This is a genomic window from Neisseria sp. HMSC070A01, from assembly GCF_001810165.1.
In the GTDB taxonomy this organism is placed as follows: Bacteria; Pseudomonadota; Gammaproteobacteria; order Burkholderiales; family Neisseriaceae; genus Neisseria.
In genome coordinates, this window is the sequence record NZ_KV800120.1 from 21,100 (window position 1) to 45,279 (window position 24,180).

A 24,180-nucleotide genomic window follows, 5' to 3' on the forward strand; every position below is an offset into this window, starting at 1 on the left:
GCCTTTTATGTTTTAAACAATTAACCGGTCAATTGTTTAGTAATCAGTTTTTTCAGCGGCGGGAAATTATTGCTTGCACGCAATACCAAACCGCGCAGCAGTTTCGCCGGAGCAGTTTCATTGGTAAAGAGTTTCAGCAGCATATTGGTGCCGTGGTAAATCGGATGGGCGTGGAGCATATGCTTGGTGCTGTATTTTTCCAGCAGGCTCTTCGCACCAATATCCTGACCGCGTTGCTCGGCTTCAAGAACCAATTTAGCCAAAAGATCGGCACTTGCCAAACCCAAGTTAAAGCCGTGCGCAGTAACCGGATGCATACCGACCGCGGCATCTCCGATCAACGCGCTGCGTTTGCCGTAGAAACGTTGGGCAATCATGCCGACCAAAGGATAATTGTGAATGGTGCTGACTAATTCCATATCGCCCAGACGGCCTTTGAGTTGCTCTTTCACGCTGGCTGCCAATTCTTCCGGCGACATATTCTTAATCGTTTCGGCTTTATCGCTGTCCACCGTAATCACCGTATTGGTCAAGTGTTCTTCCAAAGGCAGCAACGCAATAGTGCGGCCGTAGTGGAAGCATTCATATGCGGTATGCAGGTTGGACAGAGTATGCTTCATGCGGCACACGAACATGGTGCGGCTGTAATCGTGCATATCGGAAGAAATGCCCAATTGACGGCGCGTTTGCGAGAAGCGGCTATCGGCGGCCAACAACAGACGGCCGGTCAATACTTCGCCGCTTTCCAAAATGACTTGCGCCTCATTGTCGGAAGTTTTAACTTCTTTAACATTGGTGCCGGTCAAGATTTTGACATTGTCCAATTTGGACACGACTTCATAAGCGGCTTTACGGATGTTGTGATTGGAAATCAAATAGCCCAAGCAGTCTGCAGGCTCGCCGCGCGCCTCAGTCGGTTGCGGGAAATGGAGCTGGTAATCGGAATGACCGTTCAACACTTTGGCATCGCGCAAAGGATAAATTTCGTCTTTTGGAATCAAATCCCACATACCCAATCGCTGCATGATTTCGCGCGACAAGTGCGTCAGTGCGATTTCACGGCCGTCATACGGCGGATTTTGCAACACTTCTAAAGGACTTCTTTCAATCAGGGTTATGTTCAACCCGCTTCCGGCCAACTCTGCGGCAAAACTTAATCCGGCAGGGCCTGCGCCGACGACGAGAATATCACTGTGTAAGCTCATGGGAGGAATTCCTTGTATTCAACTGATACGGATTTTTTCAGACGGCCTTAAGTTTACTGTGTTTAGCTACATGAGGGTAAATCAAAGGCATTTGATAGATTATATAGAAAGCATTGATAGAATAAAACAAATGTTATCAATTGTAAGCGTGTTTTTACTTTGGCCTTAATATAAATCAAGCTTCACGACATACGGATTTTATCAAACAGACAAAACAGTCTGACAAACAAAAACCGCATTCCGAAAAGGGAATGCGGTTTTCAATCGTAAAACGATTATTCTTCAGAACCGGTGTAAGGACGGATGCTGACAGTTTTACGGTTCAGCGCGCCTTTGGTTTTGAATTCAACGTAACCGTCGACTTTAGCAAACAAAGTGTGGTCTTTGCCCATGCCTACGTTGTCACCTGCGTGGAATTTAGTACCGCGTTGACGAACGATGATGGAGCCTGCCGGAATCAGCTCGTTGCCGTAGGCTTTAACGCCCAAGCGTTTGGCTTCTGAATCGCGACCGTTGCGGGTGCTACCGCCTGCTTTTTTACTTGCCATTTGTAATACTCCTGAACTTACTTGAAATTAGGCGATTGCCACGATTTCGATTTGGGTGAAATTTTGGCGATGGCCTTGGCGTTTTTGGTAGTGTTTGCGACGACGCATTTTGAAAATGCGTACTTTCTCGCCACGACCATGAGCAACGACTTTGGCTGTTACTTTTGCGCCTTCGATAAAAGGTGCGCCTACTTTTACAGATTCGCCGTCAGCAATCATCAAAACTTCAGTCAGTTCGATTTGGCTGTCGAGTTCGGCTGGTATCTGTTCTACTTTCAATTTTTCGCCAACGGAAACTTTGTATTGTTTACCGCCGGTTTTTACGACCGCGTACATACTCAACTCCATGAGAATTAGGTTAACATTCCGCACACCATGTGCGAAACGAGCTATTCTATTTCTATTTGCCTGTTTTGTCAAAATTTATTTTATTTACAACTGAAAAGGCCGTCTGAAAGATATGTTGCATGCTTTTTAACTGATATAATCACGCGCTGGATTGCTGATATCTTTATGCAACGTTATTACCCCGACCGAATGTACGGGTTTAAACAGATTCATTGGAGCCTCCGCTCCGTTTTATCAACAGAGAATGTTTTATGCTCGAAAACCTGCCTTACTTCCAACGCCACCTGCCCGATGACCTTGCCAAAGTGAACGCGGTCATCAATCAAGCTGTTCAATCCGATGTCGCGCTGATTTCGCAAATCGGCACATACATCATCAGCGCGGGCGGTAAGCGACTGCGTCCGATTATTACCATTTTGGCAGGCAAAGCAGTCGGGCATGACGATGAAAAGCTGTATTCGCTGGCGGCGATGGTGGAATTCATCCACACCTCCACCCTCCTGCACGACGATGTCGTCGATGAAAGCGAATTGCGCCGCGGCCGTAAAACCGCAAACAACCTTTTCGGCAACGCGGCGGCCGTTTTGGTCGGCGACTTCCTCTATACACGCGCCTTCCAACTGATGGTTGGTTCGGGCAGCATGCGTATTTTGGAAGTGATGGCCGATGCGACCAACATCATCGCCGAAGGCGAAGTCATGCAGCTGATGAACATCGGCAATACGGATATTACCGAAGAGCAATACGTCCAAGTTATCCAATACAAAACAGCAAAATTGTTTGAAGCGGCCGCACAAGTCGGCGCAATTTTGGGCAAGGCTTCCCCCGAACACGAGCAAGCCTTGAAAGACTACGGCATGTACGTCGGTACGGCTTTCCAAATCATTGACGATGTATTGGACTATTCTGGCGAAACCGAAGAAATCGGCAAAAACGTCGGCGACGATCTGGCCGAAGGCAAACCTACCCTGCCATTGATTTACCTGATGCGAAACGGCTCCGAGCAGGCCGCCAACGATGTGCGCCACGCTTTGGAAAATGCCGACCGCAGCTATTTTGAAAAAATCCACGACTATGTCGTCAACTCCGACGCTTTGCCGTATTCGATTTCCGAAGCGAAAAAAGCCGTTGACAAAGCCATCGCTTCATTGGACGTGTTGCCTGACAGCGAAGTCAAAGAAGCCATGATCCAACTGGCAAAAGAATCTTTGGCCCGAGTATCTTAATCCGATGAATTTCAGCTTTGTCCCTTTGTTTCTGGTTACGCTGATTTTTTTGGGCGTCGTCAGCAACAACAACTCGATTACGATTTCGGCGGCGGTATTGCTGCTCATGCAGCAGACGGCCTTGTCGCAATATCTTCCCTTGGTGGAAAAACACGGTTTGCATCTGGGCATCATCCTGCTGACCATCGGCGTATTGAGCCCGCTGGTTTCCGGTAAAATCCAGATTCCGCCGGTTTCCGAGTTTATCAATTTTAAAATGATTGCCGCCGTCCTTATCGGCATTTTGGTTGCCTGGCTTGCCGGACGCGGCGTTCCATTGATGAGCGAACAGCCTGTTTTGGTAACCGGATTATTAATCGGCACGGTCATCGGCGTTGCCTTTGTCGGCGGCATTCCGGTCGGCCCTTTGATTGCCGCAGGCTTATTGTCTTTTTTTGCCGGAAAGGTTTAAAATCCCCTCCTTTACCGCCTCGCCATAGTTCAACGGATAGAACGTATGCCTCCTAAGCGTAAAATACAGGTTCGATTCCTGTTGGCGAGGCCATAATTTCAATAAAAGCCTTTCATACTTTGAAAGGCTTTTTTGTTATCAATAAATAAAGGCCGTCTGAAACTTTTCAGACGGCTTTTTCATTTCGACAAACCGTTAACCCGGACGACCATCCGAACGCGGACGGATCAACCAAGGAATATATTTCCATGCGTACAACAGCAAAGAAGCGGCAAACAAAGCGGCGGAGCAACGGATACTGTGCGTGTATGCCGTACCGTTCACAAAAGTTGCCAAAACACGGACAGCCGTTGCGGCTATCATCAACCAAAAGGCAACAGGAACCACTTTAGGCGGCGGATAAATGGAGTTGCCGGTATGACCAAGCGCGGTTCGTGCCATCATGCCCAAAGTCAGCACGCCGATACCGCCAACGCCGATAAGGTGCACACCCAAATTCAAGAAACTTGAAATCCAATAAGAAAGACCGACTGCAATCAAGCCCAAGCCGGTAAACAGATAGCCGGCAAACAAAATCCAAAGCATAGGCTCTTTCAGCACGGCTTTATACCACCAGCGGTACACCTGCACAGTAAAAATCACACCGGCAGCCAACGCAAACAACGCGGCCAGTCCCGGCAAAATGTTATGCGCCATCAGCATGGCGGTCAGCATAGGCAGCCAAAGTGAAGCGTGCGCCACCCATTGAGGGCTGGGAATTTGCGGCACGTTCAGGCGCTTGGACGTAAAGAACGAGATAATCCGCATACCGATCAAACCGATAAAGCCGGCCACCATAATCAAACCGGATTGCAGACCGGTCATCAGCGCAATGGCATCAAACGGCTGCACTTTCAGATGGAAGGCGAAATGGGTGCCGCCCAAAACAAAAATGGCGAACACGGCAACATAGTTGCGCTTGTTTTGAGAACGGATTACCGGCAAAGCCATACACACCGCGCCATACCAGAAAAAGATCGTACCGAATATACCGCTTGCCGTTACACCCCAACCGGGGATAAACATACAAATGCGGGCCAACAGCCAAAATGCGGTCAAACCGGCCAAAGCCTTACCGCGTGTTGGCGGCTGGCCTGTCCAAGTCGCCACGGCCGTCAATAAGAATGCAATGACAACCAATCCGGCATAGCCCCAAATCATTTCATGGGCATGCCAATAAAAACCCGGCAACTCAGGCGTACCCTGAAAGCCGAAGCCCCAAAGCAGTATAGACAATGCGCCATACAAAGCCGCCAACGAATAAAACGGGCGGAAGGCCATTGCCCAAACCGGGTGTTTGAACAAATCGGTCATGGTGGTTCCTTCAATTTTTATATCATCATAAAACAGCAACAGAGGCCGTCTGAAACTTTTCAGACGGCCATCGATTCCTTTCCCTGTTACACATTTTCAGGCAAAGGCAAAAAAGGTTCAATCGCAGGGAAAAGCTCGCGCTCCTCAAAGCGCGCATGATCGCGCAAAGTAACAGCAAACTCCTTATTCCATGATTCATTCATATATTCAGGATGCGCCATCATCGCGCGCAATTTGGCATGATCGCCTTCAAAACGCTGCCGCAACGCAGGGTCAATTTTATCCCAATACGGCGCAAACATGGTTTCCTCTTCCAAAAAATGGGGCTCCAGCTCAATAAAATGAGGCTCCAGCTCCGCCTGATGGCTTTGATCGGGCGTACGCAGGAGACGGACGCACAACGACAGCGAGCCATGATGTTCGCGGGAAAGTTCTATTAAGGCAGGATGGCGTTTCAAGGGCTTCATAAGTTCGTTATAATGGTAACAGTTTGTCAAACTGGATTAATTCAAATGTTTCAGATATTATGAAACCCAATCCCACATAAAGTCAAACAGCCCCTCTCCAAGCACTACGCTTTTGACATATAATAAAAATATCTAAAGAGCCAGCCATGTATCTGACCCAACATACCGATTACGGATTGCGCGTATTGGTTTATACCGCCATCAACGATGACACCCTCGTCAATATCGGCACCATTGCCGAGACTTACAATATTTCCAAAAGCCATTTGATGAAAGTGGTTACCTCATTAGTCAAAGGCGGTTTTCTGGTTAGCGTGCGCGGCAAAGGCGGCGGTTTGCGCTTGGCAGACAATCCTGAAAACATCAATATCGGTGCAGTAGTGCGCCATCTTGAGCCGATGCAGGTTGTCGAATGCATGGGCGACAACAACGAATGCCTCATCACCCCTTCCTGCCGACTGACCGGTATCATTACCGGCGCCATCAAAGCTTTTTTCAGTCACTTAGATCAATACTCACTGCAAGATCTGCTGGACAAGCCGACTTACGACATACTTTATACACCACGCATCCCGATCAACGAAATACGCGGAACGGCCGACTAAATCTTCAGGCCGTCTGAAAACAATCCAGCCATACTGAAATGGTATTACTTGAATAATTAAAAATGCCGTCTGAAATGAAGATTTTCAGACGGCATTGGTTTACAAAACACTCTACAGCTTAAATAGCTGACTTTCATTCGATAGGTTAATTTTTATACTAAATATGTCGAATATAAGACAACAGAAAAACCTAAAATAAGAATAATCATAGCAACCATAAAATTTATTCTTAATACTTTCAAATAAAATTTATTGGAGATTTTTTGCATTCCAAACAGCACCTTGAAAAAATTAAATTGCATTCTTCTAGCAATAAACAGATATTCAAAAAAACCCGCATTCATCCCTTCTAATTTTGATATTTTATATAGCATTACTAGATTAATTATAATTACAATAAAATACACAAATACTAAAAAAAACAGAAAATAAGGTAATAACTCCACCAAACTACTCCTTCTTTTTTAAAAAGAATTTTCCCTAAAAAACATATTTGATGACATAACCGAATTGCTATTGTCGACATTATATTCCAATCTTTCGTAAACCAATGAATACAAAAATGCCCGAAGCCAAAAGCCTCGGGCATTTTTAATATTTGGTGGGTCCGGTGGGTTTCGAACCCACGACCAAGGGATTATGAGTCCCCTGCTCTAACCCCTGAGCTACAGACCCGTCAAGAGTAGAAGCGGATTATAGCATAACTTGTTGCTTGTTCAAGATGCCGGGCAAATGTTTCAGACGGCCTGTCGGTTTTCTATTCGAACATTATGCCGATATGCCCAATGCTTCCCAAACTTTCAAAGCGTCCGATGTTGCTTTGACATCGTGAACACGGATGATTTGCGCGCCTCGGGCGACAGTGGCCAAAGCGGCTGCGACGCTGCCGTGTACGCGTTTGGCGGCATCTTGTTCGCCTGTCAGCTCGCCAATCATACTTTTGCGCGATATGCCGATCAGGAGTGGAAATCCGGTTGCTTCCATCAACTCAGGCAAATGTTGTATCAGGGTAATGTTGTGCTGCAGGTTTTTGCCGAAACCGAAGCCGGGGTCGAGCGTGATGCGTTCAGGGGCAATGCCTGCTCGAACGCATTCTGCCGCGCGTGCTTTTAAATAACGCGCGACTTCTTCGACGACATCTTGATATTGCGGATTAAGCTGCATGGTTTTGGGCAAACCCTGCATGTGCATGAGACACATGCCTGTCGTCGGCTGTTGCGCCAATAATGCGACTGCGCCTTCATCACTCAATGCGGCAACATCGTTGATAATATCGACGCCGCCTTGCGCCAAGGCTTTTTCCATGATTGCCGTGTGGCGCGTATCCAAGCTGACGGGAACATTCCACTTGGCCACTTCCGCCAAAACCTGCTGCACCCTGGCCCATTCTTCTTCGAGAGAAACACCATCCGAACCCGGACGGGTAGATTCGCCGCCGATATCGAGAATATCCGCGCCGTCTTTCAGCAGCTGCTCGGCATGTGCCAATGCTATTGAGACATTTTGCGAATAGGTGCCACCATCGGAAAGTGAATCGGGGGTCAGATTGACGATGCCCATGATTTTCGGTTTGTCCAAGGCGATTTCAAATCGGCCTGCCTGCCAAATGCGTGTGTTCATAATGCGTCCATTGATGAAATAATAGGATAGAGGCAGTCTGAAATTTTTCAGACGGCCTTTAGGTTTTGACTTCAAACAGTCAATTACATTCCGCCGTAATTCGGCCCGCTTGCGCCTTCGGGGCAAATCCAAGTGATGTTTTGCGTCGGGTCTTTGATGTCGCACGTTTTGCAGTGAACGCAGTTGGCGGCGTTGATTTGCAGGTGCGGACTGCCGTTTTCTTCGACGATTTCATATACACCAGCCGGACAATAGCGGGTTTCGGGCGAGGCGTATTCTTTGTAGTTTACGTCTATCATGACCTGCGGATTTTTCAGCACCAAATGGTCGGGCTGGTTTTCTTCGTGCGCAAGGTTGGCGAGGAAAACGCTGCTCAAGCGGTCGAAGGTCAACACGCCGTCGGGCTTCGGATAATCAATCGGCTTGCATTCGGCTGCTTTTTTGAGCTGCTCGTTGTCTTTGCCGTGATATTTCAAAGTCCACGGGGCTTTGCCTCTGAGAATCATCTGGTCGATGCCGGTATAGATTGAGCCGAGGTAAACGCCCCATTTGAATGACGGACGGACATTGCGCGCGGCGTAAAGCTCTTGATACAGCCAGCTTTGTTCAAAGCGTTGCTGATAATCGGCCGCCTCTTTGCCGCTGTCGAAGCTTTCCACTTCTTCGAGGTTTTCCAACAAGGGGAACACGGCTTCTGCGGCGAGCATGGCGGATTTCATGGCCGTATGGATGCCTTTGATGCGCGGCATATTCAGGAAACCTGCGGCATCGCCGATTAAAACGCCGCCTCTGAACGAGAGTTTCGGCAGGCTTTGCAAACCGCCTTCAATCAGCGAACGCGCGCCATACGCGATACGGCGGCCGCCTTCAAAGGTTTTGCGGATTTTAGGATGGGTTTTGAAACGTTGGAACTCTTCAAACGGCGACAGATAAGGGTTTTGATAATCCAAACCGACCACAAAGCCGACAGCGACTTTGTTGTCGTCAAAGTGATAAATAAACGAGCCGCCGTAGGTTTTGCTGTCTAGCGGCCAGCCTGCACTGTGCATGACCAAACCGGGCTGATGTTTTTCAGACGGCACTTCCCAAATTTCTTTAATGCCCAAGCCGTAAGTTTGCGGCTCGCTGTTTTGGTCGAGCTGGAAACGCTCGATGATTTGCTTGGAAAGCGAACCGCGACAGCCTTCGGCAAACAGGGTTTGTTGCGCCCAAAGCTCCATGCCGGGCTGGAAACTGTCGGTCGGCTCGCCGTCTTTGCCCACACCCATATTGCCAGTTGCAATGCCTTTGACCGAACCGTCTTCGTGATACAGCACTTCGGCGGCGGCAAAGCCCGGATAGATTTCCACGCCCAAATTTTCCGCCTGCTCTGCCAGCCAGCGGACAACTTCGCCCAAGCTGGCAATATAGTTCGCATGGTTGTCGAAATTCGGGGTAACCGGCAGGTTGAAGGCTTTTTTCTCGGTCAGGAACAAAACCCTGTCCTTCGTCACTGTACGCGTCAGCGGCGCGCCTTTTTCTTTCCAATCAGGAATCAGCTCATTCAAAGAAATCGGATCGATGATGGCACCGGCAAGCGAGTGCGCACCGGCCTCCGAACCCTTCTCCACCACGCAAACGCTGATTTCGCGTCCATTCTTTTCGGCAAGCTGCTTGAGTTTGATGGCGGCAGACAAACCCGACGGGCCTGCGCCGACAATCACGACATCGTATTGCATACTGTCGCGTTCGATGGTTTCTGTCATAGTGGTTCCTGTATTGTCATTATTCAATTTAATCCGCTAATTATACAGCCTGGACATATAGTTACCAAATACAACAAAAGGCCGTCTGAAACTTTACTCAAATTTCAGACGGCCTTGACTGTGTTCAAAAGATTACTGCGCTTTGGTTTCCGTTACAAAACCGATTTTGCTGATACCGGCTTCGCGCGCCGCTTGCAGGGCTTGGTTGACGTAATCGTATTCAACCGCTTTATCCGCCGCAATCGCCACAATCACATCTTCGTTTTTCGCTTTGGCTTCTTTCAGCTTGGCAGTTACCGTTGCCAAATCCACTTTGGCATCAGAATCGCCGCCAACAACATAAGCACCACTGGCATCAATGCTCAAACGCAAAGGATCTTTAGGCTGCTGCTTATCCTCTTTCGCCACTTTTTCCGAAGCAGTCGGCAACTCCAAAGGAATCGAGTGGGTCAGCACCGGCATGGTAATCATAAATACAATCAGCAACACCAGCATCACGTCCACCAAAGGCGTAACGTTGATATCCGACATCGGCGCATCATCGCCGGAATTCATTGATCCGAAAGCCATGGTTTAATCCTTTTGGTTCAGCAGGCGGACATGCAGGTCATGTGCAAATGCGTCCATATCTTGCGCGATGGTTTTTGTACCGCGATTGAGGAAGTTGTACGCCAATACGGCCGGAATCGCCACAAACAGGCCGACGGCAGTCGATACCAAAGCCTCACCAATCGGACCGGCCACCGCGGCAATGCTCATTTGACCGCTTTCGCTGATGCCGATCAGGGCATGGTAAATACCCCAAACAGTACCCAGCAGGCCGATAAACGGAGCGGTTGCGCCGATAGAGGCCAAAGCAGTCATGCCGTAGTCGAACTGACGCATGGTTTGGGACATGCTGTTGCGGATATGAACAACCAAGTATTCGTTCAAAGGCAATTCGTCAATCAGCGATTTGCTTGTTGTTTGACGGTAGTTTTGGTATGCGCGCAGAGACTCATCGGCAACATTGCTCATCGGTGCTTCTACCGCTTTGGCTTTTTGTACGGCATCGGCCAGCGTAAACGCATTCAACATTAACTCTTTTACCTGAGCATTGCCTTTTTTCGCTTTGCGGTATTTGATGCAGCGGATCACGATAACGCTCCACGTTACCACGCTCATCAACAACATCAGGACAAATACACCAATCAGTACCACATCACCTGATTTGAAAACTAAACTTAAATCCATAATTTTTCCAAGTTAAAAATAAAATTAAAATTTCTATCGGGTCATTTAAAACCATTTCCCAATAGCATATATTTTCTAATCCATCAGCTTGTGCCTGGATGCTTATTCGAGCGTGAATTTGACAGGTACTTTAAATTCAGTCCAAACACTTGCATGGCAACTGCCATCCTTAACGGCTTTACGCGCCGCATTATCCAGACGGTTAAAACCACTTGACTTATTCACACTAATTGAATCCACTTTACCGCCCGGACCAACCAAGACTTTCAGTACGACCAAGCCCTCTTCGCCATTTTCAGTTGACATTGTCGGATATGGGGGTCTCGGAATATGGCACGTTCCTTTTGCAGGATTGCCTTTACTGCTGCCGGCACCTGTACCGCTGCCACCACCTCCGCTACCGCCGGTGCCGGAGCCATGTTCGCCTTTTGCACCGCCGCTGCCGGAGCCGCTGCCTTCGCCGCGTCCACTGCCAGTACCTTTCGTACCGCCGCCGTTGCCTTTACCTTCTCCGTTCAAGGCTTTGCCTTCGCCGCTGCCTTTACCGTTTTCAGCAGTATTCGGCCCGGTTTTGTTGCCTGAGTATTCAGATGCTTTGGGAGATGGTTTAGGCTCTGCCTTCGGCTCTGGTTTCGGTTCAGGTTTTGGCTCGGGCTTCGGCTCAGGTTTGGGTTCCGGCTTAGGCTCGGGCTTAGGTTTCTCGATAGGTTTCGGTTTTTCCTTTTGCTGTACGATATCCGCTTTTTCTTTTTTCGTTACCACAGGTTTGATAACAGGCTTGGGCGGTTCGACAGGCTTAGGTTTGGGTTTGGGTTTCGGCTGTTCGGGGGTAGGCTCCGGTGCAGCAGGTGCGCCTTCGCCCTCAGGGCTGCCGTCGCCTCCGCCGAAATCGCCCAAATCGACAAATTCAATATTCGCCATTTCGACAGGAGGCGGTTTGTGCGCGTGCCATAAAAGTGCAACCAAGCCGACGTGGATCAACGCAACGGAAGTCACGACGGCTGGAGTTAAAATTCGTTTTTTATCCATAATTCCGTTATGTTAATAGAAACAATTCCTGTTTGCAAGCCGTTTTACAGTCAAAATAAGCATTAATGCCTATATAAAAAGTTTATAGGCCTGCTTTTTAGAGGTCGCGTATTATAATATGATATTAGCTCTCATTACTAATATTATCAAATAAAAGGCTGTTTTGAAAGATAAGCGGTAAGACAAAACAGCCTATTCTTCCAGCGTTTATGCTATCCGCACATTAAGCCAATATCTGAAACCTCATCAGACCAATAAAAATTCAAATGGTTTCAAATCATCTGTATTTTTTATCCATAAAACATCAGGCCGTCTGAAAACGCTCTTCAGACGGCCTGATTCAAACAAAATCATTTTTTCCGTTTCGCCCTTGGGTGCGCCTCATCATAAACGCGCGCCAAATGGTCGAAATCCAGCTTGGTATAAACTTGCGTGGCGGAAAGATTGCTGTGTCCCAATAATTCCTGTACGGCGCGGATATCGCCCGATGCCTGCAAAAGATGGGTTGCATAGCTATGGCGCATCATGTGCGGCGAGATATGGCTGGCACTGCCCACGCGCACTGCCCACGCCTGCAGGCGTTTTTGGATTTGACGCTGCCCCAGCCTGCCGCCGTTTTTATTGGTGAACAAGGCCTGCTCGCCCTCTTTGGCAATACGCACCGCCAGATAATCGCGCAATGCCGCAATGCTTTTAGCCACCAAAGGCACTTGCCGCTGCTTGCCGCCTTTACCATTTACACTGACCCAGCCTTCGTCCAAGACGATACTGTTCAGATTCAACCCTTGTATCTCGCTCAGGCGCAAACCGCTGCCATACATCAATTCAAACATGGCCTTATCGCGTACATCCAACTCGTCATCAACCGGCGCATGGTCAAGGATATGGTTTAAAGGTTCCTGCGGCAGCGCTTTGGGCAGGCGTTCAGGCAGGCGCGGCGCTTTCATATTAAACGTCGGGTCGCTTTCCATGACTTCTATCTGCACCAGCCAGCTGCAATACTGCCGCCATGCCGACAATTTCCGCGCCAAGCTGCTTTCGCTTAAACCCTTTTGCGACAGCTTTTTCAATGCCGCCACAAAATCACGGCGCGTCGGCAGGCCGTTTTCAAGATTATCGGGCAACAGACGCATCAATTCACTCAAATCGCGCCGATAAGCGGAAACGGTATGCTGCGACTTGCCTTGTTGCGACAAGGTTTTCAGATAGCGTTCAAGATGAAGCGCAAAATGATTTGATTCCGCCATTTCAGACGGCCTCCAATGCTGCTTTCAAGGCCGAAGGCAGACGGCAGACACGTTGTTTGCCATAGTCGAAACACACCATGCCTGTCTGCACTTTCGCCAGCACAAGGCCGTCTGAAATCCTGCGGATACGGTACAGTAAAGAAAAACCCACACCGGCCACGTCGGCCGCACCCATCTCCACCGACAGCTCATCACCATAATGACCTTGCGCCAAATACTGCACCGCCGCATCCGCCATAATCAGGCCAGCCCCGCCGGCATCCATTTCACTCCAACCCAGCGTCGCCAGCCAACGCATCCTCACTTCATGGCACAAACGCAACACTGCATCGTTCGCCAAATGGCCGCCATAGTTCACATCGCCCACCTGCACCGTCAAGGCCGTCTGAAACAAAGGTTTATCACATTCGGCCACCGAAATCCTATCCATTTTGCACACCCGTTTTCAATACTCTGCCATTATAAACCGAGACCCCGCTCGTTAATATATAAAAACAATGTAGCGGCTTGTAGTTTTTCATGGCAAAAAACATTATAATTTATCGGATAAATTTACCCTTCACTACTTCAGGAGCTTCTCATGGCACTCGTATCCATGCGCCAACTGTTGGACCATGCCGCCGAAAACAGCTACGGTCTGCCCGCATTCAACGTTAACAACCTCGAACAAATGCGCGCCATTATGGAGGCGGCCGACCAAGTCAACGCCCCCGTTATCGTTCAAGCATCCGCAGGCGCACGCAAATACGCAGGTGCCCCATTCCTACGCCATCTGATTTTAGCCGCAGTCGAAGAATTCCCGCACATCCCCGTCGTGATGCACCAAGACCACGGCGCATCGCCCGATGTATGCCAACGCTCCATCCAACTGGGTTTCTCCTCCGTCATGATGGACGGCTCGCTGCTCGAAGACGGCAAAACTCCGTCTACCTACGAATACAACGTCAACGCCACCCGTACCGTGGTTAACTTCTCCCACGCTTGCGGCGTGTCCGTTGAAGGCGAAATCGGCGTATTGGGCAACCTCGAAACCGGCGAAGCCGGCGAAGAAGACGGCGTAGGCGCAGTGGGCAAACTTTCCCACGACCAAATGCTGACCAGCGTTGAAGATGCCGTACGTTTCGTTAAAGATACCGGCGTGGACGCATTGGCTATTGCCGTCGGCACCAGCCACGGCGCATACAAATTCACCCGTCCGCCCACAGGCGACGTATTGCGTATCGACCGCATCAAAGAAATCCACCAAGCCCTGCCCAACACCCACATCGTGATGCACGGCTCCAGCTCCGTTCCGCAAGAATGGCTGAAAGTCATCAACGAATACGGCGGCAAAATCGGTGAAACCTACGGCGTACCCGTAGAAGAAATCGTCGAAGGCATCAAACACGGCGTGCGCAAAGTCAACATCGACACCGACTTGCGCCTTGCCTCTACCGGCGCCATCCGCCGCTTCATGGCAGAAAACCCATCCGAATTCGACCCGCGCAAATACCTAAGCAAAACCGTCGAAGCCATGAAACAAATCTGTCTTGACCGCTACCTCGCATTCGGTTGCGAAGGCCAAGCCGACAAAATCAAACCGATTTCTTTGGAAAAAATGGCAACCAAATACGCCAAAGGCGAATTGAACCAAATCATCAAATAATCTGTACATCGGATTGATACTAAGGCCGTCTGAAAACTTGGCAATAAGGTTTCAGACGGCCTTGACTTTTGGAAACTTATAGTAAAATCCCCCTCGACTACCCATCAAAACACATCGAAAGCAAACATGAAACTCGCCGTTATTTTGCCGGCCTATTGTGCCGAAGCTTATTTGCCCGAATGCTTGGATTCGGTATTGAATCAAACATTCCGCAACTTTTTCGTCATCGCCGTCAACGATGCCTCAAAAGACAAAACCGGCGAAATCCTCGAGGCTTACGCAGCCAGAGATTCACGTTTGCAGGTTTTCCACCTTCCGGAAAACAGGGGCGAGCCGTTTGTCTGCCAATTTGCCATGGATATGCTCAAAGATATAGAGGTTGAATACGTGGCGCGGATGGACGCGGACGATATTTGCACTCTGGATCGTTTTGAAAAACAAATTCAGTTTTTAGACAGCCATCCCGAAATCGATATTGTCGGCAGCCAAGCCACCATCTTTTTCGACGACCAAACCGGAAGAGAACCCGTTTTAAGCGATTTGCCCCTGCTCGACAAAGACATTAAAGCCTTTTTCTCCAGGGCCGCTCAAAATATGTTCAACCCCACCACCATGTGGCGGCACGACAGCATTAAAAACCTCGGGATAAACTACACCGCGACGGAAACCGCGCCCGATTTCCATATGTGGGTGCAATGCGCCCTACATGGCAAAACCTTTGCCAATCTGCCCGAACCTTTGTTGTTTTACAGGATACACCAAACTCAAGAAAGCAAAAAAAGAGACAAAATCAACAGATCCGTCCAATACACCATGGAGTTGTGGATCAGTCATCTCTTCCCTGATTTGAACGCGACGGAAGTAACGCTCTTAAGCCGCATCTTGTACGAAAAGCAACTGCGCTTGACCACAGAAGAGCTGAAAACCATTTTTGCCGCCTATGACAGAATCAGCAAAGACCGCAGCATTTCATTGTTTGGCGAAGACCGCAATACCATGTTCGACATGATAGACAAGTTCTTCAATTTCTTAAAAAGTCAGTTAAAATTCACTTAAATCATAAAAGGCCGTCTGAAACCTAAGTTTCAGACGGCCTTTGTCTATTTCAAGATCAATCTAAATCAGAACAAGCCGTGAATCACGCCGTCTGCGTCCACATCGATTTTCTCAGCAGCCGGAACTTTCGGCAGACCCGGCATTTTCATCATATTGCCGCACAACGCAACGATGAAGCCTGCGCCGGCGGAAACCGTGATACCGCGCACAGTAATGCGGAAGCCTTCGGGGCAGCCCAACAGTTTGGCGTTGTCGCTCAAAGAGTATTGGGTTTTCGCCATGCAGATCGGCATTTTGTCCAAGCCCAGTTTTTCCAGTGAAGCGATTTCGGCAGACGCTTCCGCGCTGAAATCAACATCTTCCGCGCCGTACACTTTTTGGGCAATCGCACGGATTTTGTCTTTAATACTCAACTCAACATCGTAGGCGAAGCCGAAGTTATTCGGTTGATTTTCAATGGCGTTGACGACTTTGTGCGCCAAATCCGCGCCACCCGCGCCGCCTTTGCCCCATACTTCGGTCAGGGAAACTTCGACACCGTGTTCCGCGCAGGCTTTTTCAATCATGGCCAACTCGGCATCGGAGTCGGACACGAAGCGGTTGATGGCAACCACCACAGGCAGGCCGAATACGTTTTTCAGGTTGGAAATGTGTTTCAAGAGATTAGGCAGGCCTTTTGCCAAAGCGTCGAGGTTTTCTTCGCCGAGGTTGGCACGCTCCACGCCGCCGTTGTATTTCAACGCGCGGACGGTGGCCACGACAACAGCCGCATCAGGTTTCAAATCCGCCAGACGGCATTTGATGTCGCAGAATTTTTCCGCACCCAAATCCGCGCCGAAGCCTGCTTCGGTTACAGCGTAATCGGCAAGGTGTTTCGCCAGGCGGGTGGCGGTAACGGAGTTGCAGCCGTGGGCGATGTTGGCAAACGGGCCGCCGTGTACAAAGGCAGGCGTACCTTCGATGGTTTGTACCAAGTTAGGCTTAATCGCATCTTTGAGCAATGCCGCCATCGCGCCATTCGCTTTCAAATCTTTGGCGTAAACAGGGCTGCCGTCTTTGGCATAGGCGACAAGGATGTTGCCCAAACGCTCTTTCAAATCGCTGATGTCTTTAGCAAGACAGAATACCGCCATGACTTCGGACGCAACGGTAATGTCAAAACCGTCAGGACGCATCACGCCGTCAACAGGTTTTCCCATACCGTCGATGATGTTGCGCAACTGGCGGTCGTTCATATCGACCACGCGACGCCACAGCACGCGTTTCGGATCAATGTTCAACTCGTTGCCTTGATAGATATGGTTGTCGAGCATGGCGGCGAGCAGGTTATTCGCCGCGCCGATAGCGTGGAAGTCGCCGGTAAAGTGCAGGTTGATGTCTTCCATCGGCAAAACTTGGGCATAGCCGCCGCCCGCCGCACCGCCTTTGACACCGAACACAGGCCCCAAAGAAGGTTCGCGCAGGGCGATAACGGCGTCTTTGCCGATGTGGCGCAACGCGTCCGCCAAACCGATGGTAACGGTGGTTTTGCCTTCGCCCGCCGGAGTCGGGTTGATGGCGGTAACTAAAATCAGACGGCCTTGTTTTTGCGGCAGCTTGAATGCTTCGGCAGGATTGATTTTGGCTTTGTAATGGCCATAGGGCTCGATGTTGTCAACGTTCAAACCCAGCTTGGCGGCAATTTCACCAATCGGGCGCATGGTGGAAGACTGGGCAATTTCAGCATCGGTTTTGAAGCTCATGATTTTCCTTTATTGAGAGAGGGAAAGGCCGTCTGAAACAATATAATAAAGACGGCTGGAAGAAAAAGAATATTAGTTCTATTATAGCGTTTTCCAAAGACAAACCGCAGTGAAAATTTCGATATTTCATCAACAAGCGGATTCATATTGTCAACAATTTGAAACAAAGGAATAAAACATGAGCAGCAACGCATGGCTGTTTTGGGCATTGGCATCGGCAGGCTTCGCCTCATTGACCGCCATTTTCGCCAAAATGGGTTTACAAGGCATAGATTCAGATTTCGCCACCTTTATCCGCACCTTGGTCATCCTCGCCGCTTTGGTATTGTTTTTAACCTACACAGGCAAATGGCAGGGTGTGAACGGCTTTACCGGCCGCAACTGGACATTCCTCATCCTATCCGGCCTCGCCACCGGCGCTTCTTGGCTCGCCTACTTCAAAGCCCTGCAACTGGGCAACGCCTCGCAAGTTGCACCCGTCGACAAATTCAGCCTGGTCTTGGTCGCCCTGATGGCCGTCGTTTTCTTAGACGAACGCCCAAGCACGCAGGAATGGATAGGCTTAGGCTTGGTAACCGCAGGCGTATTGACTTTGGCTTTGAAACGATAAAGATTGGGACAAAAAGGCCGTCTGAAAAATTTCAGACGGCCTTTGCTTTGCTTCAAACAATCAGCTCACAATTAATTTGAGCCGACTTTGATTTTTTGCCACAAGTTGACAGACAGTTTTTTCGCATCTGCGCTCATTTGAGGCATCACGAAACCGTCTTTCATGTCTTGCTCGTTCGGGAAAATAGAGCGAGTGTTCACCAGTTCTGCAGGCATTTTTTCGCGTGCAGGTTTGCTGGCCGGCGCGAAGGTTACGGCAATACCGTTTTTCGCAGCCACTTCGGGATCAAGCGTGTAGTTGATGTATTTGTGGGCATTGACGATGTTTTTCGCATCGGCCGGAATCAGCCAAGATTCAATCCAGAAGCCCATGCCTTTCGGCGTCAACACTTCGATGCCGACGTTGTTTTTCACTTCTTCGGAACGCGCTTTGGCCAAGTTCAAGTCGCCGCCGTTACCTGCCGCCAAGCAGATATCGCCGCGCGCCAGTTCGTCAATGATGGAAGGGCTGAAACGTTTTACATCAGGACGGATAGACTTCAACACTTCCGCCGCCGCTTTCAAATCTTCAGGATTCGAGCCTTTAGGATCTTTACCCAAGTAGTTCAACAAGATTGGGAACATTTCGCTCGGTGTATCCCACAAAGCGATGCCGCAAGATTTCAGCTTGTTGGTGTATTCCGGTTTGAACAGCAAATCCCAGCCGTTTTCAGGCAGCTTGCCGCCCAAAAGTTCTTTGCCCTTCGCAGTAATTGCCAAAGTATTGACGCCGGAGAAATAAGGAACGGCATATTGATTGCCCGGGTCGGCGGTTTCCAACATCTTCAGCAATTCAGGATCGATGTTTTTGTAGTTCGGAATCAGATCCTTATTGATTTTTTGGTATGCACCCGCCTCAATTTGGCGCGGCAGGAAGGCAATACCGGGCACAACCAAGTCGTAGCCGGATTTACCGGTCAGCATTTTGGCTTCCAGCGTTTCGTTGTTTTCATACAAATCGTAAGTCAGCTTCAAATTATTGGCTTTTTTGAAGTCTTCGACTGTACTTTCGTCAACGTAGTTTGACCAGTTGTAGATATTCAGAGTATCGGTGGCGGCTGCTTCGGCATTGGCAGCAGGCGCGCTGCCTGCTTGAGGTTGCTCGGCTTTTTTCTCGCCACCGCCGCACGCGGCCAAAGACAATGCGGCCAATACGGCTAATACAGATTTTTTCATACGGGCAGATTCCTGATGAAAGAGTGGTTAATGTCAATAAATAAGAAACCCTGCACCCCATAAACACCCCGGCGCAGAGTTAGGCTATTGTAATGGAAACGTAAGCAAACGCAAAGCAATATCCATCTGATTTTTATTGAAATAAGGCAAAGCAACACCATCTTTTTACCAAAAGCGTTGCACCGGTTGTCGTTTTTGGGCAAAATACGGCTGATTTGCGCGCGTTTATAGAGAAAAAGCTTGCATATAAGGAAATCTGTCTTTAAAATTGCGCGTTTACAGAATTTATTTTTCAGGAGATATTCAATATGGCAAACAGCGCACAAGCCCGCAAACGTGCCCGCCAGTCGGTTAAACAACGCGCCCACAACGCCAGCCTGCGTACTGCATTCCGTACCGCTGTGAAAAAAGTGTTGAAAGCAGTTGAAGCCGGCGACAAAGCTGCTGCTCAAGCAGTTTACCAAGAATCCGTTAAAGTCATCGACCGCATCGCTGACAAAGGCGTATTCCACAAAAACAAAGCAGCTCGTCATAAAAGCCGTCTGTCTGCTAAAGTAAAAGCTTTGGCTTAATACTAACGCAGATGCCGGAAATCCTGACATCAAAACAGGATGAATCGAGCTGATACGATGCCCCTGAGGTCCTGCCTTTCAGGGGCATTGCCGTATTCACAGCCCAAACCGACTAAATAAAACCATTTACCCTTTCATCAGGCCGTCTGAAAAACAACGGAAACTCTTATGAACAAGATGTTGAAACATTCCCTAAGTATCGGATTCATTGCCGCCGCCCCGCTGGCCGCCGCCGATACCGCCCTACACTGCACCACCATTCAAGACAACGCCACCCGTTTGGCGTGTTACGACAACATCTACTCGGCGCAACTCCCCCCTCAATCCCCACTGCCGCAAGCGCAAACCGAAACGGCCAAAACACCGGTCGACCTCGAAAAAAGCGTGCGCAAGAGCATTGAGAAAAAAGAAGCGGCCATTGTATTCGACAACCCTACCCACCCGAATATTTCAGACGACGTATTAAGCGAAACTGCCGACAGCTACACGCCTTTAAGCCTGATGTACGATTTGGATAAAAACGACACACGCGGCCTGTTGAGCGTACGCGAGCATAATCCTATGTACCTCATGCCTGTTTGGTACAACAGCAGCCCCAACTATTACCCTGAATCCCCCAGCCGCGGCGTAACCACGCAGGAAAAATTCAGCGAGCAAAAACGCCTCGAAACCAAAATGCAGGTTTCCTTCAAAAGCAAGATTGCCGAAGATTTATTCAAAACCCGTGCCGACGTATGGTTTGGCTATACCCAAAAATCCGACTGGCAAATCTTCAACCAAGGCCGCAAATCCGCCCCGTTCCGCAATACCGACTACGAGCCTGAAATTTTCATTACCCAACCCGTTAAAGCAGACCTGCCTTTCGGCGGCAAACTGCGCATGGTCGGCGCAGGTTTTGTTCACCAGTCCAACGGTCAAAGCCGCCCTGAATCACGCTCATGGAACCGGGTTTACGCCATGGCCGGCATGGAATGGGGCAAGCTGACTGTCATCCCTAGAGTTTGGATGCGCGCCTTCGACCAAAAAGGAGACGACGACGACAATCCGGACATCAATAAATACATGGGTTACGGCGACTTGAAAGTCCAATACCGCTTCAATGACAAACAAAATGTTTATTCCGTCCTGCGTTACAATCCAAAAAGCGGACGCGGCGCCGTTGAAGCGGCCTATACTTTCCCCATCAAAGGCAAACTCAAAGGCGTTGTCCGCGGCTTCCACGGCTACGGCGAAAGCCTGATTGACTACAACCACAAACAAAACGGCATCGGCTTCGGCCTGATGTTCAACGACTGGGACGGCATCTAAATGACTCCATATTGTTTCAGACGGCCTTTGTAACCAAGGCGGCCGTCTGAAACAATAAAACAAAACAAGCCATTCGTTTAAAATACTCGTTTCCTAGCGTCCAAACGCGTATAATGCAAAGTTTGGGCAAAACTTGCCGGAATGAAACAAAGATGACAGAAGCCGCAGCCGAAAGCGGAAAAATCGCCAAGGCTTTAAAGAAATACCTGATTACAGGCGTGCTGGTTTGGTTGCCGATTGCCGTAACCATCTGGGCGATGAGCTATATCATCTCCGCCGCCGACAGACTGATCAACCTATTACCGGAAAGCTGGCAGCCCCAGCATTTCTGGGGGTTCAACATTCCCGGCTTGGGCATCGTCGCCGCCACAGTCGTCTTGTTCGTTACCGGCGTATTCGCCGCCAACGTATTGGGCAGACGGATTCTCGGCGCATGGGACAGCCTTTTAGGACGTATCCCCGTCGTCAAATCCATCTACTCCAGCGTTAAAAAAGTTTCCGAATCCCTGCTCTCCGACAGCAGCCGCTCGTTCAAAACCCCCGTACTGGTTCCCTTTCCGCAACCGGGCATTTGGACGATAGCCTTTGTTTCCGGCCATATCCCCGCCAAACTCAAAGACAGCCTGCCGCAAGATGACGACTATATTTCCGTTTACGTCCCAACCACGCCCAACCCGACAGGCGGCTATTACATCATGGTGAAAAAAAGCGACGTGCGCGAGCTGGACATGAGCGTGGATCAGGCATTGAAATATGTGATTTCGCTGGGCATGGTGATGCCGGACGACTTGCCGGTTAAATCCCTGCCCGCCCAAAAACCGTCTAAAGACGGTGATACCGAACACAACAATTAAGGTCTTCTTTTTTCAGACGGCCTTTCCTTCTTTTCAAATTGAACAATATAAAAAGGTGATTTTATGCGTACCAACTATTGCGGCCTTATCAGCGAGCAATACTTAGACCAAACCGTTACCGTCAAAGGCTGGGTACACCGCCGACGCGACCACGGCGGTGTGATTTTTATCGACCTGCGCGACCGCGAAGGCATCGTTCAAGTCGTTATCGACCCTGACACTCCGGAAGCATTTGCCGCTGCCGACTCTTCCCGCAACGAATACGTTTTGAGCATTACCGGCCGCGTACGCAACCGTCCAGAAGGTACAACCAACGACAAAATGATTTCCGGCAAAATCGAAATCCTTGCCAAAGAAATCGAAGTCTTGAACGCTGCCGCTACGCCTCCGTTCCAAATCGACGATGAAAACATCAGCGAAAACGTTCGCCTGACCAACCGCGTTATCGACTTGCGCCGTCCTGCCATGCAACGCAACCTGCGTCTGCGTTACCAAGTGGCCATGGGCGTTCGCCGCTACTTGGACGCGCAAGGCTTCATCGACATCGAAACGCCGATGCTGACCCGTTCTACTCCGGAAGGCGCGCGCGACTACCTCGTGCCGAGCCGCGTTCATCCGGGCGAATTCTTCGCGCTGCCGCAATCTCCACAATTGTTCAAACAACTGTTGATGGTGGCCGGTTTCGACCGTTACTACCAAATTACCAAATGTTTCCGCGACGAAGATTTGCGTGCCGACCGTCAACCTGAATTTACCCAAATCGACTTGGAAACCTCGTTCTTGAACGAGGATGAAATCATGGACATTACCGAAGGCATGGCCAAACAAGTCTTCAAAGACGCATTGGGCGTGGATTTGGGCGACTTCCCACGCATGCCTTACTCTGAAGCCATGTTCTACTACGGATCTGACAAACCGGACATGCGCATCAACTTGAAATTTACCGAGTTGACCGACCTGATGAAAACGGAAGAATTCAAAGTCTTCCGTGGCGCAGCCGACATGAAAGGCGGTCGCGTGGTTGCACTGCGCGTGCCGAACGGCGCGAAATTCAGCCGCAAAGAAATCGACGAATACACCAAATTTGTCGGCATCTACGGCGCGAAAGGCCTGGCATACATCAAAGTAAACGATGTGAGCAACCTCTCCAACGGCGAAGACAGCGGCCTGCAATCTCCAATCGTCAAATTCCTGTCTGAAAACGCCCTGAAAGAAATCATCGCGCGTACCGGCGCGCAAAACGGCGACATCATCTTCTTCGGCGCAGACAAAGCCAAAGTCGTGAACGAAGCCATCGGCGCGCTGCGTATCAAAGTCGGCTTGGAACACGGCAAGGACAACGGCTACTTCGTAGACGAATGGAAACCTTTGTGGGTTGTCGATTTCCCGATGTTCGAATACGACGAAGAAGCCGACCGCTACGTTGCCGTACACCATCCGTTTACCGCGCCTAAAGAAGGTCATGAAGACCTGATGGTTTCCGACCCGGCAAACTGCCTGGCCCGTGCCTACGATATGGTATTGAACGGCTGGGAAATCGGCGGCGGCTCTATCCGTATCCACCGCGCAGACGTACAAGAGAAAGTGTTTGCCGCTCTGAAAATCAGCCCTGAAGAGCAACAAGAGAAATTCGGCTTCCTCTTGGACAACCTGAAATTCGGTGCGCCTCCTCACGGCGGCCTTGCATTCGGCCTCGACCGTCTGGTTACCCTGATGACCGGTGCCGAATCTATCCGCGACGTGATTGCCTTCCCGAAAACACAACGTGCACAATGTCTGCTGACCAATGCACCTAATGTGGTCGATGACAAACAGCTGCGTGAATTGAGCCTGCGTCTGCGTCAGAAAGCAGTTGAAACAAAAGAAGCATAATTTATCGGCTTAACCTTTAAAATATCAAGGCCGTCTGAAAAATTTGAAATTTCTTTCAAATTTTTCAGACGGCCTTTCTGTATTTTAGTCGTTTATATATAATCAACTTATAAACTGTTTTATTTTAAACGTTCACTTTAATGACGTTAGAGTATAAAAAACAACCGTTTGTAAGAAAAACAAACAAATAAGCTCCACAAGCACTATCATGACTGTTACAACAATAAAGG

General features: G+C 49.5%; 24 protein-coding genes and 2 tRNA genes. 11 read left to right on the forward strand and 15 right to left on the reverse strand.

Annotation, left to right across the window (positions count from 1 at the left end; genetic code table 11):
• Positions 1-20 precede the first annotated feature (20 nt).
• The 3 genes from ubiM to rplU form a co-directional block, all read right to left on the reverse strand.
• Positions 21-1,205 carry a 5-demethoxyubiquinol-8 5-hydroxylase UbiM gene (ubiM, locus tag HMPREF2711_RS03195; RefSeq protein WP_004518804.1) on the reverse strand — a complete coding sequence of 395 codons (1,185 nt, stop codon included), beginning with the start codon at positions 1,203-1,205 and terminating at the stop codon, positions 21-23.
• Positions 1,206-1,480: 275 nt separating this feature from the next.
• Positions 1,481-1,753 carry a 50S ribosomal protein L27 gene (rpmA, locus tag HMPREF2711_RS03200; RefSeq protein WP_002212328.1) on the reverse strand — a complete coding sequence of 91 codons (273 nt, stop codon included), beginning with the start codon at positions 1,751-1,753 and terminating at the stop codon, positions 1,481-1,483.
• Positions 1,754-1,780: 27 nt separating this feature from the next.
• A complete protein-coding gene (gene rplU, locus HMPREF2711_RS03205) occupies positions 1,781-2,089 on the reverse strand; it encodes a 50S ribosomal protein L21 (protein WP_002216394.1) in 309 nt (102 codons plus the stop codon).
• A 263-nt stretch (positions 2,090-2,352) separates the two neighbouring features.
• Here rplU and ispB point away from each other — a divergent pair, with 263 nt between their 5' ends.
• From ispB to HMPREF2711_RS03220, 3 genes are all read left to right on the forward strand, one after another.
• On the forward strand, positions 2,353-3,327 hold the full coding sequence (gene ispB / locus HMPREF2711_RS03210; protein ID WP_003748423.1) for an octaprenyl diphosphate synthase: 975 nt from the start codon (positions 2,353-2,355) through the stop codon (positions 3,325-3,327).
• 4 nt (positions 3,328-3,331) lie between these two features.
• A complete protein-coding gene (locus tag HMPREF2711_RS03215) occupies positions 3,332-3,778 on the forward strand; it encodes a DUF441 domain-containing protein (protein ID WP_004518807.1) in 447 nt (148 codons plus the stop codon).
• A gap of 18 nt (positions 3,779-3,796) precedes the next feature.
• Positions 3,797-3,871, forward strand: a tRNA-Arg gene (locus HMPREF2711_RS03220).
• Between the two features lie 102 nt (positions 3,872-3,973).
• Here HMPREF2711_RS03220 and HMPREF2711_RS03225 read toward each other — a convergent pair.
• Positions 3,974-5,131 (reverse strand): NnrS family protein, encoded by a 1,158-nt coding sequence (locus HMPREF2711_RS03225; protein ID WP_070615479.1) that lies wholly within the window; start codon positions 5,129-5,131, stop codon positions 3,974-3,976.
• Positions 5,132-5,217: 86 nt separating this feature from the next.
• Positions 5,218-5,598, reverse strand: coding sequence for a hemerythrin domain-containing protein (locus tag HMPREF2711_RS03230; RefSeq protein WP_070615483.1), 381 nt, complete (start codon positions 5,596-5,598; stop codon positions 5,218-5,220).
• A gap of 146 nt (positions 5,599-5,744) precedes the next feature.
• On the opposite strand from HMPREF2711_RS03230, the gene HMPREF2711_RS03235 reads away from it, so the two are divergent.
• Positions 5,745-6,203: an RrF2 family transcriptional regulator gene (locus HMPREF2711_RS03235; protein WP_049337024.1), complete on the forward strand. Its 459-nt coding sequence runs from the start codon at positions 5,745-5,747 to the stop codon at positions 6,201-6,203.
• A gap of 599 nt (positions 6,204-6,802) precedes the next feature.
• On the opposite strand, the gene HMPREF2711_RS03245 is transcribed toward HMPREF2711_RS03235, so the two are convergent.
• The 8 genes from HMPREF2711_RS03245 to HMPREF2711_RS03280 form a co-directional block, all read right to left on the reverse strand.
• Positions 6,803-6,878, reverse strand: a tRNA-Ile gene (locus HMPREF2711_RS03245).
• A gap of 93 nt (positions 6,879-6,971) precedes the next feature.
• A complete protein-coding gene (folP, locus tag HMPREF2711_RS03250) occupies positions 6,972-7,823 on the reverse strand; it encodes a dihydropteroate synthase (RefSeq protein ID WP_070615488.1) in 852 nt (283 codons plus the stop codon).
• Between the two features lie 83 nt (positions 7,824-7,906).
• Positions 7,907-9,568, reverse strand: a complete 1,662-nt coding sequence (locus tag HMPREF2711_RS03255) for an electron transfer flavoprotein-ubiquinone oxidoreductase (protein WP_070615491.1) — start codon at positions 9,566-9,568, stop codon at positions 7,907-7,909.
• Positions 9,569-9,700: 132 nt separating this feature from the next.
• The gene (locus tag HMPREF2711_RS03260; protein WP_070615494.1) at positions 9,701-10,138 is read right to left on the reverse strand and encodes an ExbD/TolR family protein; all 438 of its coding nucleotides are present in this window, start codon (positions 10,136-10,138) and stop codon (positions 9,701-9,703) included.
• A gap of 3 nt (positions 10,139-10,141) precedes the next feature.
• A complete protein-coding gene (locus HMPREF2711_RS03265; protein WP_049332314.1) occupies positions 10,142-10,801 on the reverse strand; it encodes a MotA/TolQ/ExbB proton channel family protein in 660 nt (219 codons plus the stop codon).
• Between the two features lie 102 nt (positions 10,802-10,903).
• On the reverse strand, positions 10,904-11,830 hold the full coding sequence (locus tag HMPREF2711_RS03270) for an energy transducer TonB (RefSeq protein WP_070615498.1): 927 nt from the start codon (positions 11,828-11,830) through the stop codon (positions 10,904-10,906).
• A gap of 350 nt (positions 11,831-12,180) precedes the next feature.
• The gene (locus HMPREF2711_RS03275) at positions 12,181-13,077 is read right to left on the reverse strand and encodes a tyrosine recombinase XerC (protein WP_003748405.1); all 897 of its coding nucleotides are present in this window, start codon (positions 13,075-13,077) and stop codon (positions 12,181-12,183) included.
• A 1-nt stretch (position 13,078) separates the two neighbouring features.
• Complete coding sequence (locus HMPREF2711_RS03280) at positions 13,079-13,507, reverse strand: acyl-CoA thioesterase (protein WP_003748403.1); 429 nt, start codon at positions 13,505-13,507, stop codon at positions 13,079-13,081.
• 150 nt (positions 13,508-13,657) lie between these two features.
• Here HMPREF2711_RS03280 and fba point away from each other — a divergent pair, with 150 nt between their 5' ends.
• Together fba and HMPREF2711_RS03290 are read left to right on the forward strand one after the other, a co-directional pair.
• Positions 13,658-14,722, forward strand: coding sequence for a class II fructose-bisphosphate aldolase (gene fba / locus HMPREF2711_RS03285; protein ID WP_003748401.1), 1,065 nt, complete (start codon positions 13,658-13,660; stop codon positions 14,720-14,722).
• A gap of 126 nt (positions 14,723-14,848) precedes the next feature.
• Entirely contained in the window at positions 14,849-15,778 is a 930-nt protein-coding gene (locus tag HMPREF2711_RS03290) for a glycosyltransferase family 2 protein (protein WP_003748400.1), read from the forward strand.
• 65 nt (positions 15,779-15,843) lie between these two features.
• On the opposite strand, the gene HMPREF2711_RS03295 is transcribed toward HMPREF2711_RS03290, so the two are convergent.
• Positions 15,844-17,520, reverse strand: a complete 1,677-nt coding sequence (locus tag HMPREF2711_RS03295; RefSeq protein ID WP_003748397.1) for a formate--tetrahydrofolate ligase — start codon at positions 17,518-17,520, stop codon at positions 15,844-15,846.
• 178 nt (positions 17,521-17,698) lie between these two features.
• On the opposite strand from HMPREF2711_RS03295, the gene HMPREF2711_RS03300 reads away from it, so the two are divergent.
• Complete coding sequence (locus tag HMPREF2711_RS03300) at positions 17,699-18,130, forward strand: EamA family transporter (RefSeq protein WP_003680126.1); 432 nt, start codon at positions 17,699-17,701, stop codon at positions 18,128-18,130.
• Between the two features lie 71 nt (positions 18,131-18,201).
• Here the strand turns inward: HMPREF2711_RS03300 and HMPREF2711_RS03305 are convergent, their stop codons facing one another.
• Positions 18,202-19,344: an extracellular solute-binding protein gene (locus HMPREF2711_RS03305; protein ID WP_003748395.1), complete on the reverse strand. Its 1,143-nt coding sequence runs from the start codon at positions 19,342-19,344 to the stop codon at positions 18,202-18,204.
• Between the two features lie 308 nt (positions 19,345-19,652).
• Here HMPREF2711_RS03305 and rpsT point away from each other — a divergent pair, with 308 nt between their 5' ends.
• The 4 genes from rpsT (at position 19,653) to aspS (ending at position 23,950) form a co-directional block, all read left to right on the forward strand.
• On the forward strand, positions 19,653-19,916 hold the full coding sequence (gene rpsT, locus HMPREF2711_RS03310; protein WP_002212556.1) for a 30S ribosomal protein S20: 264 nt from the start codon (positions 19,653-19,655) through the stop codon (positions 19,914-19,916).
• Positions 19,917-20,084: 168 nt separating this feature from the next.
• Positions 20,085-21,224 (forward strand): phospholipase A, encoded by a 1,140-nt coding sequence (locus HMPREF2711_RS03315; protein WP_049332334.1) that lies wholly within the window; start codon positions 20,085-20,087, stop codon positions 21,222-21,224.
• Between the two features lie 152 nt (positions 21,225-21,376).
• Positions 21,377-22,078, forward strand: coding sequence for a DUF502 domain-containing protein (locus tag HMPREF2711_RS03320; protein ID WP_070615755.1), 702 nt, complete (start codon positions 21,377-21,379; stop codon positions 22,076-22,078).
• Positions 22,079-22,141: 63 nt separating this feature from the next.
• Entirely contained in the window at positions 22,142-23,950 is a 1,809-nt protein-coding gene (gene aspS, locus HMPREF2711_RS03325) for an aspartate--tRNA ligase (protein WP_049359901.1), read from the forward strand.
• Positions 23,951-24,180: the final 230 nt, after the last annotated feature.

Excerpts from the sequence above, each read along its gene's own strand:
- ubiM (WP_004518804.1), bottom strand. The coding sequence starts at position 1,205 with ATGAGCTTACACAGTGATATTCTCGTCGTCGGCGCAGGCCCTGCCGGA.
- rpmA (WP_002212328.1), bottom strand. The coding sequence starts at position 1,753 with ATGGCAAGTAAAAAAGCAGGCGGTAGCACCCGCAACGGTCGCGATTCA.
- rplU (WP_002216394.1), bottom strand. The coding sequence starts at position 2,089 with ATGTACGCGGTCGTAAAAACCGGCGGTAAACAATACAAAGTTTCCGTT.
- ispB (WP_003748423.1), top strand. The coding sequence starts at position 2,353 with ATGCTCGAAAACCTGCCTTACTTCCAACGCCACCTGCCCGATGACCTT.
- HMPREF2711_RS03215 (WP_004518807.1), top strand. The coding sequence starts at position 3,332 with ATGAATTTCAGCTTTGTCCCTTTGTTTCTGGTTACGCTGATTTTTTTG.
- HMPREF2711_RS03225 (WP_070615479.1), bottom strand. The coding sequence starts at position 5,131 with ATGACCGATTTGTTCAAACACCCGGTTTGGGCAATGGCCTTCCGCCCG.
- HMPREF2711_RS03230 (WP_070615483.1), bottom strand. The coding sequence starts at position 5,598 with ATGAAGCCCTTGAAACGCCATCCTGCCTTAATAGAACTTTCCCGCGAA.
- HMPREF2711_RS03235 (WP_049337024.1), top strand. The coding sequence starts at position 5,745 with ATGTATCTGACCCAACATACCGATTACGGATTGCGCGTATTGGTTTAT.
- folP (WP_070615488.1), bottom strand. The coding sequence starts at position 7,823 with ATGAACACACGCATTTGGCAGGCAGGCCGATTTGAAATCGCCTTGGAC.
- HMPREF2711_RS03255 (WP_070615491.1), bottom strand. The coding sequence starts at position 9,568 with ATGACAGAAACCATCGAACGCGACAGTATGCAATACGATGTCGTGATT.
- HMPREF2711_RS03260 (WP_070615494.1), bottom strand. The coding sequence starts at position 10,138 with ATGGCTTTCGGATCAATGAATTCCGGCGATGATGCGCCGATGTCGGAT.
- HMPREF2711_RS03265 (WP_049332314.1), bottom strand. The coding sequence starts at position 10,801 with ATGGATTTAAGTTTAGTTTTCAAATCAGGTGATGTGGTACTGATTGGT.
- HMPREF2711_RS03270 (WP_070615498.1), bottom strand. The coding sequence starts at position 11,830 with ATGGATAAAAAACGAATTTTAACTCCAGCCGTCGTGACTTCCGTTGCG.
- HMPREF2711_RS03275 (WP_003748405.1), bottom strand. The coding sequence starts at position 13,077 with ATGGCGGAATCAAATCATTTTGCGCTTCATCTTGAACGCTATCTGAAA.
- HMPREF2711_RS03280 (WP_003748403.1), bottom strand. The coding sequence starts at position 13,507 with ATGGATAGGATTTCGGTGGCCGAATGTGATAAACCTTTGTTTCAGACG.
- fba (WP_003748401.1), top strand. The coding sequence starts at position 13,658 with ATGGCACTCGTATCCATGCGCCAACTGTTGGACCATGCCGCCGAAAAC.
- HMPREF2711_RS03290 (WP_003748400.1), top strand. The coding sequence starts at position 14,849 with ATGAAACTCGCCGTTATTTTGCCGGCCTATTGTGCCGAAGCTTATTTG.
- HMPREF2711_RS03295 (WP_003748397.1), bottom strand. The coding sequence starts at position 17,520 with ATGAGCTTCAAAACCGATGCTGAAATTGCCCAGTCTTCCACCATGCGC.
- HMPREF2711_RS03300 (WP_003680126.1), top strand. The coding sequence starts at position 17,699 with ATGAGCAGCAACGCATGGCTGTTTTGGGCATTGGCATCGGCAGGCTTC.
- HMPREF2711_RS03305 (WP_003748395.1), bottom strand. The coding sequence starts at position 19,344 with ATGAAAAAATCTGTATTAGCCGTATTGGCCGCATTGTCTTTGGCCGCG.
- rpsT (WP_002212556.1), top strand. The coding sequence starts at position 19,653 with ATGGCAAACAGCGCACAAGCCCGCAAACGTGCCCGCCAGTCGGTTAAA.
- HMPREF2711_RS03315 (WP_049332334.1), top strand. The coding sequence starts at position 20,085 with ATGAACAAGATGTTGAAACATTCCCTAAGTATCGGATTCATTGCCGCC.
- HMPREF2711_RS03320 (WP_070615755.1), top strand. The coding sequence starts at position 21,377 with ATGACAGAAGCCGCAGCCGAAAGCGGAAAAATCGCCAAGGCTTTAAAG.
- aspS (WP_049359901.1), top strand. The coding sequence starts at position 22,142 with ATGCGTACCAACTATTGCGGCCTTATCAGCGAGCAATACTTAGACCAA.